The organism is Rickettsia sp. (assembly GCF_965035265.1).
Genome location: NZ_CBCDJS010000045.1, coordinates 1 through 10895, shown reverse-complemented (window position 1 = coordinate 10895; position 10895 = coordinate 1). Strand labels below are relative to the sequence as shown.

The window sequence follows — 10895 nt, the reverse complement described above, 5'->3', positions numbered from 1 at the left end:
ATTACTTTCTTCCTTAAATCTTCACTATATGGACTTGTTGACATTTTTCCTTGTATATTATCTTATTATTGCACCTAATACTATATGATTTACTATAGTATTTTTAAAGGATGAATTCTATAGCTAATAAATGCAAGACCGATAATACCGAGTAAATCTACTATAGATACCCAAAAATTCTGATTTATAATTTGATTTGGAGTAAATCCGCATTCTCTTTTTAATATATCACCGCAATATATATACACAAAATAAAAACACGGCGGTCTAGCACACTGGATAAAGAAATACCAAATAGAAGTGGCACTAGGAACTTTTTGATCCAGAATGTCTTTGTCAATTTCTTCAAGTGTAATATTATTTTCTTCAAGCCTTAGTTTTAATTTATTTTTTTATTTGAAAAGGCATCTGCTTCTTTTAAACTAGTCCTTGCAAAGTACCTACAAAAGCGATAGTTGCACCAATGAAAAAGGCTATACGCCAACTGGATCCATGTTGATAAATATTTTGATTAGTAAAAATTGATGCAATACCTAGTGCTACCGTGGTGCCTACAGCAGAAAATACTGTTATAACTGCTACTAATGGATACTGGATAGGAGGGGCTGAATTTTCAGTTAAATATAACTCTGCACCTCGTGCTTCTGCAGTTGCCGACATACCTTGAATTATACGACATATAGTAAGAATCCAAGAGGCTGTTATACCTATCTGTGCATATGTTGGCATACTGCCTATAATCACACAAGTAATAGCCATTAATAAGGTAGTTAAAACAACTACAATCTTACGTCCAAAATGATCACCTATATACCCAAATATTAATGCTCCTATAGGTCTTAGCAAATAGGTAGAACAGAAAGAAAAGGCATTAAGCAACGAAAAAGTGAAAGGATCATATTTCGGAAAAAATAAATTATTTAAAAGTACCGCCATATGCACATAAAGCATAAGATCAAAATACTCTAGAAATGTGCCTATAGAAAGTAAACCAACAGCTTGTTTTTGTTCTTTATTTAAATTTCTTTGTTCTTTTTCGTAGCCTAACATAACCTATTATAGATAATTAGATTGTGAAATAAACTATATCTTTTTGAATAAAAGTCAATAAAGTATTAAGAATTTTTAAAGTATCTATTTTTCTCTAAACGCTTTAAATGCTGTATCAGTTACAGGGTCAAGTAAATATCTAAGTAGTGTTCTTGTGCCGGTTACGATTTGTACTTCGGCTTGCATACCCGGATGTAATTCAAGGTTTTTAACTTTAGCAACTTTGTTAAATTCATCCATATCGATTTCGACTCTTGCAATATAATAATTATCTTGTTGTTGTCCCGGATGTTGTCTCTCGTCTTGTACTATATCAGGTGATACGCTGACTACTTTACCGGTAAACATTGGAGTAGTTCTTGATTTAAATGCACTAAAGCGTATTTTAGCAACTAACCCTTCATGTACTGAATCGATATTTTTTTGTGATACCCTTGCTTCTATTATTAACGTATCGTTAGTCGGCGAAATTTCCATAATAGGTTGACCGTGACCTATAACACCGCCGATTGTATGATATTTCAAGTTATTAACTATACCATCAACGGGTGATCTGATAATTACACGGTTAAGAGAATCTGTAAGAGAAGTATATTTTTCTTTAAGAGATGCTGTTTGTACTTGAGCTTCACGAAGTTCGGTCAAAGTGTCCTTAGTATATTTATTTTGTTGATTTATAATACTAATTTGAGCTTCGGTAATAGTGTGGCGTGTTCCTGCTATTTCGGATTCATTTGTAGCAACATCGCTTTTTGCAGCAGCAACTTTAGCTTCTTGCTCTAGTAAGGCTGCTTTCTGTACAAACCCTTTTTCTTTTAAGGTTCTTAAAGCTTTTAAACGATCTTGGTAAACTTCGGCTGTTTTGCTTGCTGCAACCTTTCTTGCTTCTAGACCTTCAATTTTTTTCTCAAGCTGAGAAATACGCTGATTTAAACCGTCTTTTTCTGAATTAAATAATTCTTTTCTAGATCTAAATAAATTTTCTTGTGTATGAATTATTTTAGCTACTTCCGGTAAGTTTATATCTTGCATTAGAAAATCGGAGAATTCGATTTGTTCTAAATTATCACGTTCGGCAATTAAGCGATTTTCAGCTGCTAAAAAATTACGGTACTGACCAAGAATATTTTCATGTTCGCTTTTTATTCTAGTTTCTTCAAGCTCTATTAACTTATCGCCTTCTTTGACCTTATCGCCTTGCTTAACATAAATAGCATTAATTATTCCGCCTTCATGATGTTGGATTGTTTTTTTGTTTGTGCTTGGCATTACTATTCCGACTGCCACGGCACCGCTATCAAGTGGTGCAAGGGCCGACCACACGCCACCGATCAATACTAAAAAGATAATAACATAAATACCGAAAAGTATAGGCGATCTTGCGGCTTGTGCTACGTTATTGCGATCTTTATCAGTTTTTTTGGTAGTAAAATTAACAAACCTATCAAGTTTTACTAATAAGAATTCTATAGCGTGAGAAGTTTTTTTTAATGTGGTATTTATTAAAGCCTTACGTTTAGAACTTTGACCTTTAAGGCTTAACGCATCTTCTCTTAAGGACAATAATTGTTTTAATTGTTCCGGAGTAATTTGAGGTTTATTGTGTTTTAAGTCCTGCATAATATTTATTAGTTATTAATATGAATTGTGCCGCTTTTTAAAGTTTTAAAGTGTTTTTGAATCTCTTCTTCTGTTCCGTAAACTGCAACGGCTCCATCTTGTAATATTAGAATTTTATCAACAACGGATAATACAGAAGGTCTATGTGAAATTACAAGAACGGCTATTCCTTTAACCTTTGCTTGTTTTAAGGCATTTGCAAGAGCAACTTCACCTGCCTCATCTAAATTAGCGTTAGGCTCATCTAAAATGATGAGTTTTGGATTACCGTAAAAAGCTCTAGCAAGTCCTATACGTTGTCTTTGCCCACCTGATAGATTAGAGCCTGCAGTACCAATATCAGAATCATAACCGTCCGGAAATCTTAATATCATCTCATGAGCACCGGCCATTTTAGCTGCTTCAATAACTTTTTGTGGATCGGCATCTTCTTCCATTCTAGCTATATTTTGCTTAATGCTACCGCTAAAAAGTTCTATTCCTTGGGGAAGATAGCCGACATGTCTACCAAAATCGTCTCTATTCCAACGATAAATTTCTGCTTCATCTAAACGTACTGAACCTGATGATTCTTTCCATACGCCGACTAGAATTTTAGCTAAAGTTGATTTCCCCGTAGCTGAAGGACCGATAATTGCTAAAGTCTCACCGGGCTGTACTGCAAAGCTAACGCCTTTTAAGATATATTTTGGTACAGGCGGTTGAGGTAAATGTTTTGGTATAGGATGAGCGTAATAAATATTTTCAACGGTAAGATGTCCTTCAACGTTTGGAATCGGCATTGCTTCATCTCTAGAAGAATAAGTGCTAAATAAATTATTAATGTTTTTGTATGATTTAATAGCACCGCTCATACTTTTCCATAGCTCAATAGCATTATCGAAAGGAGCAAGAGCTCTACCGACTATTATAGAACTCATAATCATATTACCGGGAGTCATAGCAGCCCCATGAGTATCTACAACAAGATAAGCTCCAACGCCTGTAACAGCCATTTGCATTATATTACGGATAAACCTTGAAAAGTTAGAAATAACACCGTTACGATAGCTAGCAACCGATTGTTTATCAAGTGCTAGCAAATTAAATTTGTGCCAGTTATGAGTAACGTTTTTCATCATTCCCATTGCTTCAATTGCTTCCGCATTTCTGTTAGCAATATCAGCCTGGGTCATACCTTTTATCGAAAATTCGGTAGCTTCACCGAGCGTCTTATTAGTAGCAGCCGCATTAAAGAAAGCCGTTGAAACTATAACTACTGCTCCAAAAACTGTAATAAAACCGAGATATGGATGAATTGAAAAAATAACTGCAATATAAATAAGACTCCAAGGGGCATCAAATAAAGTATTAATCCCGGTACTTGTTAGAAATGTTTTAACGGCTTGAAAATCACGTAATAATTGGCTAGAACCCATATTTGCTCGTGTTGCAGCTGCAGAAATCGAATAAGCAAAAATTATGGGTGCTACTGTTCTATCAAGCCATTCTCCAACTTTTATAAGCGTAAAAGAACGAGCAATTTGCAGTAATCCATAAACGAAATAAATATATGCGATTATTATTGATAAAAATAATAATGTTTGTAGATTACCGCTCCCAAGAACTCTATCAAGAACTTGTAGAGAGTAAAGAGGAGTAATTAACATTAGTAAATTAATTACAAAAGCAAACCAAAAAACTATCCAAAAGGCTGTCCTACATTCGCCTAGTGCTATTACTAATGGGTTTTTTTTGTTTAAATTATTATTTTTATTATCCATATTAGTTATATTATTATAAATAAGTATTAATTAGTTCTTCGGCAATTTGGACACTGTTTAAAGCTGCTCCTTTACGTAAGTTATCACATGTGATCCATAGATTTATCGTATTAGCCCTACTTGCATCATTTCTAATTCTAGAGACATATACGGCATCTTCACCTACTACTTCAACCGGTGAGGCATAAGTAAAATCTTTGTTGCGGGAAATCGTAACGATTCCATCAGCATCTTGTAATATTTCTTCAGCTATAGTAGCATCCATTTTGTCGTTAAATTCTATATTAACCGATATAGAATGACCGATAAATACCGGTACCCTGACAGAAGTAACGCTAGCTTTAATATGATCGCCTATAATTTTGTTTAATTCAAAAGCAATTTTTGCTTCTTCACTTGTATAGCCGTCTTTATTTAAATCACCTATATGAGGAAACAGATTAAATGCAATTTGTTTTGGAAATATGTTAGGATCATTTTTTCCAAAAGTATATTTGGATTTTGTTTGATCGTAAAGTTCATCCATTCCTGCTTTACCTGCTCCCGATACCGATTGATAAGTAGATATCACTACTCCTTTAATCTTTATTTCATTATCCAGCGGTTTTAATACTACTGCAAGTGGAATCACTATACAATTAGGATTAGCTATGATGTTTTTAGCGGTAAAGTCTTTAAGTGTTGATAAATTAGCCTCAGGTACAATTAAAGGCACTTGATCATGGGTTCTAAAAAGTGAGGATTTGTCGATAACTACACAATTACTAGCAGTAGCTTTTGGTATAAATTCTTTTGAGACTTTTGAGCCGGCACAAAAAAAAGCAATATCGATATCATCAAAATTTAAATTAGCTAAACTACTAATTTGTAGTATTTTTTCTCCAAAACTTATTTCTCGCCCTATAGAGTTATCTGAAGCTATAGCATGGACTTTATTAACAGGGAAATTACGCTCAGCAAGAATATTTAGAGTTTCACGCCCTACATTTCCTGTAGCTCCGATTACTGCAATATTGTATTTTTTAGTCATTTTTATTTATTAATCCGATGAGTTTTTCGCCGCCGATAATATGGAAATGGAAATGAAAAATAGTTTGTCCTGATTTTTCGCCTTTGTTAGTTATTAAACGATAACCGTCTTTATCTAAACCTGCTTCATTTGCTATATCAGAAATTTTAGCAAAAAAAATGTTTTATTTCGTCTATGGAAGCCTTAGAAATAAAATCGGCATAATCTATATATTCGTTTTTAGGTATAACGATAATATGCACAGGTGCTACGGGTGCTATATCTTTGAATGCTAAAATTTGTTCGTCTTCATAAATTATTTCTGCCGGAAGATTTTTATCTATAATTTTTGCAAAAACATTTTCTTTGTTATACATATATATTATTTTTTAGAAATTTCAATTCGGCTTCGATTTTTGAATTTGCGACTATAATATCCTCTAGTCGGTAATTATTCCTTTTTAAATAATTCTCTCTAATATCTGAAGCAAAAAAGCCGAAGCTTAATATTAAGATTATCTTAAATATAAACGTTAGCTCTTCAATATTAATTGCCGTAACTATTATATTCGCTATTACGGCAATAGCAACAACTAACCACATTTTATGGTATAATGCCCAAAATATACTTAAAAGAGCAGCTATCCATGAAAAGCCTTCTTCAATAACAATAAAATTATTATTTTTTTGTGTGGAGTTAATGTATATTGCGTATATATTCATTATTTAAGTTTAAGTCTTGAAAATTCAAGGGACAATAATTAATTAAATTGGATTAGTCAAGTATACCTTTGATACTTCAAGATTTGGTACGTCAAATTTCGGGATTCGCCTGTGCTCACGTATTATTATACGCTGCGCAGGCTCACCGCTTATTTGACTTCCAACTTTTGAAGTATCTGCGGTATATGCTCGTTTACTTAACAGGAGTAATTCTAACTATATATAGTACTTAATTAACAACTTAATATCAATAAATTTATATATTATGTCAGATAATTTAGCCTTACATGGCACAACAATACTTTGTTTAAAAAAGAACGAAGAAATAATTATAGCGGCAGACGGACAAGTCTCGCACGGCAATACGATATTAAAGTCCGGTGCTAGGAAACTACGGACTATAGCAAACAATAAAATTATTGCCGGTTTTGCAGGTTCTACGGCTGATGGGCTTGCTTTATTTGAAAAACTTGAAGCAAAAATAGAAAAATATTCACATAATCTACTTAGAAGTGCAGTTGAGCTTGCTAAAGATTGGCGTAGCGATAAATATTTGAGACGTTTGGAAGCAATGATGATAGTAGCTGATCGTAGTCATATATTAATTTTGACTGGTAACGGTGACGTTGTAGAGCCTGAAAATGATGTTGCGGCAATAGGGTCAGGCGGCTTATTCGCACTATCTGCCGCTCGCGCTCTGATGTCTTACGAGAATAATCTAACGGCTGAGGAAATTGCTTTAAAATCTATGAAGATAGCTGCTGATCTTTGTGTATTTTCTAATCATAATATTATAATGGAAAAAGTCGTATGAAAGCTACTAAAACTACTTATAAAAAAGACCCTATGGGGCTTACCCCTTCCCAAATAGTTAATGAACTTAATAGATTTATCGTAGGTCAAGAAAAGGCCAAAAAAGCTGTTGCTATTGCACTTAGAAATCGTTGCCGTCGTAAAAGAGTAGAAGGTAATTTACGTAATGAAATAGTACCGAAAAATATCTTGATGATAGGTTCAACCGGTGTCGGTAAAACGGAAATAGCAAGACGCCTTGCAAAGCTGACTAATTCCCCTTTTTATAAGATAGAGGCAACTAAATTTACTGAAGTTGGGTATGTAGGGCGTGATGTAGAGTCAATTATTCGTGATCTAGTTGAAATAGCTGTTAATACTGAAAAAACTTTAGCAAAAACAGAAGTAGATATTAATGCACGCGAAAAAGCCATAGAAAGGGTATTAGATAGTTTAGTAGGTAAAACTTCTAGTAGTGAGACTAGAGAAAAGTTCAAAGAAAAAGTTTTAAACGGCGAACTTGATGATACAGAAATCGAAATTAGCGTGGTCGATACCACACCTGTCGGCGGTGGAAGTTTTGAAATACCGGGTATGCCTGGAGCATCGATGGGTGTACTTAATCTTGGCGATATGATTGGACGAGCCCTTGGCAGCAGTAAGACAAAAACAAAAAAAATGCTAGTTAAAGATGCTATGGCTATTATTATACCTGAGGAATCAGAAAAATTAATAGACCAGGAAAAAATTATTCAGCAAGCTATAAGTTTAGCTGAAAATGACGGTATAGTTTTTATTGACGAAATTGATAAAATAGCTTCAACCGGTAGTTCTGGAGCAAAAAATGCCGAAATAAGTAGAGAGGGTGTACAAAGAGATTTGTTACCTTTAATAGAAGGAACAACGGTTAATACCAAGTATGGACCGGTTAAAACCGATCATATATTGTTTATTGCTTCCGGTGCTTTTCATATTGCTAAACCTTCTGATTTATTACCGGAGTTACAAGGAAGATTACCGATTAGAGTAGAATTAAATTCGCTCACCAAAGATGATATGATTAAAATATTGCTTGAACCTGAAACTAGTTTAATAAAACAATATTCGGCATTAATAGGTACGGAAGACGTACATCTTGAATTTACTGATTCTGCTATTGAGAAGATAGCTGATTATGCTATTACCGTTAATTTAGAAGTCGAAGATATAGGTGCAAGAAGACTGCATACTATACTTGAGAATTTGCTTGAGGATATAAGCTTTGAAGCTAGCGAAATGAAAGGCAAAAAAATAACTATCGATGATAAATTCGTAGAAAATCAATTATCAAAAATAATAACTAATCTTGACTTAGCTAAGTTTGTTCTATAATATGCTTTTTCAATTAATGATTGAGATAAAATTGTTGTGTGAATCGAGAGACGCATTCGGTGTCATACCGTGGCTTGACCACGGTATCCATAATAATAACTTTAAATATTAATAATTTTAGTATTTAAGCTGGACCCCGTGGTCAAGCGAACTAGGTGACGCTGAGGATTTTTTGAGAGTCATATAACAATACTTACCTCGTAGAAATAGCATTTTAAGAAAAATTTGATGATAATTCATATAGCAAGTCTAACGTTTAATGGAATTGATATTATCGATGTTGATGTGCAGGTACAAATATCACCGGGTATTCCTGCTTTTACTATAGTAGGGCTTGCCGATAAAACTATAGCCGAGTCGAAAGAACGAGTTAAAGCGGCGTTATCCTCTATAGGGCTTGCACTACCTACTAAAAAGATTTTAATAAATTTAGCTCCGGCAGATTTAGTAAAAGAGGGAAGTCATTTCGATCTTGCGATTGCCTGTTCGATACTTACCGCAATGAATATTTTACCAGAGCTTGAAATATCAGAATATTTGATAATAGGAGAATTATCGCTAGACGGCTCAATCTTACCGGTAAGCGGAGTGCTGCCGGCAGCGATCGGGGCTTTTGCTAGAGGTAAAGGTCTTATTTGTTCAAGCAAAAACGGCTCGGAAGCCGCTTGGTCCGGTAACGATAATATACTTGTTGCAGGTAATTTAATTGAACTAGTAAATCATTTTAAAGGTTCACAAGTTTTAACTCCTCCGGAAGCGAAGCTACAAGATGAGCCGATAAATTATCCTGATTTTAAAGATATAAAAGGTCAAAAAATTGCTAAAAGAGCTTTAGAAATTGCAGCATCAGGGGGGCATAACCTTTTAATGTTCGGTCCTCCCGGAACCGGTAAATCAAGGCTTGCTGCTTGTCTTCCCGGTATATTGCCTAACATGTCTACAAAAGAAATTTTAGAATGCAGCACAATTACAAGTATTGCCGGCAAATTTTCAGATGGTAAGCTTACCAAAGTAAGACCGTTCAGAACTCCGCATCATTCATGCTCGCTTGCCGCTATGGTTGGTGGGGGTGTTGGGAAAAAAGTAAAGCCGGGCGAAATTACGCTAGCTCATAACGGGGTATTATTTTTAGACGAATTACCTGAATTCCCGCATAATGTTATTGATTCCTTAAGACAACCTATTGAAAATGGTGAAATATTAATTTCAAGATCAAGCGCCCATATAAAATATCCGGCAAATTTTCAGTTAATAGCAGCTATGAATCCTTGTAAATGTGGTTATTTGGGTGATCCTTATAAAGAATGTATGAAAGCTCCAAAATGTTCTAGCGATTATCAAATGAAAGTATCGGGACCTATTATGGATAGATTTGATTTGCATATAGAGGTATCAAATATTAATATTTATAATTATGACTTGATTGTAGATAACTTTGAGGAAGAATCTGAATATATAGCTGCAAGAGTCGAGAAAGTACGCTTGATCCAAGAAAAGAGATATGAGGGTTATAATATTAAAACAAATAACAGATTAGACGGGCAGTTATTAATAGATTATGCTATGCCTGCTGATGAAGGCAGAGATTTACTGAATGAAGCAGCAAATAAATTTCGTTTATCAATGCGGGCTTATAACCGAATACTCAGGGTAGCACGTACGATTGCCGATCTTGAGGATGCAGATAAGGTCTTGAAAATGCATATTGCGGAAGCTTTGAGTTACCGTAAAATGGAGTTTAGTAATACGTAATTAGATAAAGAGGTTGATTCATGGTTGCCTATGTCATTCTCGCTTTCGCGGGAAGGCATTGTTGCGTGAATCAATTTCACTGCTGTCATCCCGTGATTTATTCACGGGATTCAGTAAAAATACTAATAATATTAGTATTTTTTATTATTTTCTGGATACCGTGGTCAAGCCACGGTATGACACCGAATGCGTTTTTCGATTCACGCAACAATGCTTTCTCGGGAATGACAGATAAATGGAAATATTATAAATATGACAAAAATTTACTTTATAGCCGGTGAGATGTCAGGAGACTTTATCGGTGGACGCATAATTCAGCACTTAAAAGATAATAAAGAAATAAAATGTATTGGTGTTGGAGGTAAATATATGGAAGAAGCCGGTAGTTTTAAAAGTTTATTTCCTATTACTTTCATAAATTTAATGGGTTTTGTAGAAATTTTACCTCATATTTTTAAGCTTAAAAAACTAATTGATAAAACTGTGGAGGATATAATAAATAGTAAAGCTGATTTATTAATTACCATAGATTCACCAGGGTTTACTTATCGTGTGGCAAAGCGGGTAAGAAAACTTTTACCAAAACTGAAAATGATTCATATCGTTGCACCGTCAGTTTGGGCATATAAAGAGGGTAGGGCAGTAAAATATGCTCAAATTTATGATTGTTTATTTGCTTTACTACCTTTTGAACCGCCGTATTTTACTAAGGTTGGGCTTGATTGCAGATATATAGGTCATCCAATCATGGAGCAGGAGTTTTATAGCGATAAAATAGCTTTACGTGAAGAGTTTAAAATAGACGAGAATGAGAG

8 protein-coding genes and 3 pseudogenes are annotated in these 10895 nt (G+C 34.3%); 4 read left to right on the top strand and 7 right to left on the bottom strand.

Going from position 1 to position 10895, the window contains the following annotated elements:
• Positions 1–95: 95 nt before the first annotated feature.
• The 7 genes and pseudogenes from AC1Z7D_RS04060 to AC1Z7D_RS04030 form a co-directional block, all read right to left on the bottom strand.
• Positions 96–1050, bottom strand: a pseudogene (locus AC1Z7D_RS04060) (MFS transporter); the annotation flags it as partial.
• An 84-nt stretch (positions 1051–1134) separates the two neighbouring features.
• Positions 1135–2670, bottom strand: a complete 1536-nt coding sequence (locus AC1Z7D_RS04055) for an HlyD family type I secretion periplasmic adaptor subunit (RefSeq protein ID WP_482602201.1) — start codon at positions 2668–2670, stop codon at positions 1135–1137.
• An 8-nt stretch (positions 2671–2678) separates the two neighbouring features.
• The gene (locus AC1Z7D_RS04050; RefSeq protein WP_482602199.1) at positions 2679–4433 is read right to left on the bottom strand and encodes a type I secretion system permease/ATPase; all 1755 of its coding nucleotides are present in this window, start codon (positions 4431–4433) and stop codon (positions 2679–2681) included.
• A gap of 13 nt (positions 4434–4446) precedes the next feature.
• Positions 4447–5463, bottom strand: coding sequence for an aspartate-semialdehyde dehydrogenase (asd, locus tag AC1Z7D_RS04045; protein WP_482602197.1), 1017 nt, complete (start codon positions 5461–5463; stop codon positions 4447–4449).
• A pseudogene (locus AC1Z7D_RS04040) lies at positions 5456–5819 on the bottom strand (HIT domain-containing protein). Before AC1Z7D_RS04040 ends, asd begins: the two are co-directional and overlap by 8 nt.
• Positions 5812–6165 (bottom strand): DUF2628 domain-containing protein, encoded by a 354-nt coding sequence (locus AC1Z7D_RS04035; RefSeq protein WP_482602195.1) that lies wholly within the window; start codon positions 6163–6165, stop codon positions 5812–5814. Before AC1Z7D_RS04035 ends, AC1Z7D_RS04040 begins: the two are co-directional and overlap by 8 nt.
• Positions 6166–6225: 60 nt before the next feature.
• A pseudogene (locus AC1Z7D_RS04030) lies at positions 6226–6351 on the bottom strand (palindromic element RPE5 domain-containing protein); the annotation flags it as partial.
• A 79-nt stretch (positions 6352–6430) separates the two neighbouring features.
• Between AC1Z7D_RS04030 and hslV the strand changes: the two are divergent.
• The 4 genes from hslV to AC1Z7D_RS04010 all read left to right on the top strand — a co-directional run.
• Entirely contained in the window at positions 6431–6979 is a 549-nt protein-coding gene (gene hslV / locus AC1Z7D_RS04025; RefSeq protein ID WP_482602193.1) for an ATP-dependent protease subunit HslV, read from the top strand.
• Complete coding sequence (gene hslU / locus AC1Z7D_RS04020) at positions 6976–8328, top strand: ATP-dependent protease ATPase subunit HslU (protein WP_482602191.1); 1353 nt, start codon at positions 6976–6978, stop codon at positions 8326–8328. The genes hslV and hslU overlap by 4 nt, the downstream gene beginning before the upstream one ends.
• 228 nt (positions 8329–8556) lie before the next feature.
• Positions 8557–10080 (top strand): YifB family Mg chelatase-like AAA ATPase, encoded by a 1524-nt coding sequence (locus tag AC1Z7D_RS04015; protein WP_482602189.1) that lies wholly within the window; start codon positions 8557–8559, stop codon positions 10078–10080.
• 252 nt (positions 10081–10332) lie between these two features.
• Positions 10333–10895: glycosyltransferase family protein (locus tag AC1Z7D_RS04010; RefSeq protein ID WP_482602187.1), on the top strand; the 563-nt coding region annotated here is incomplete at its 3' end.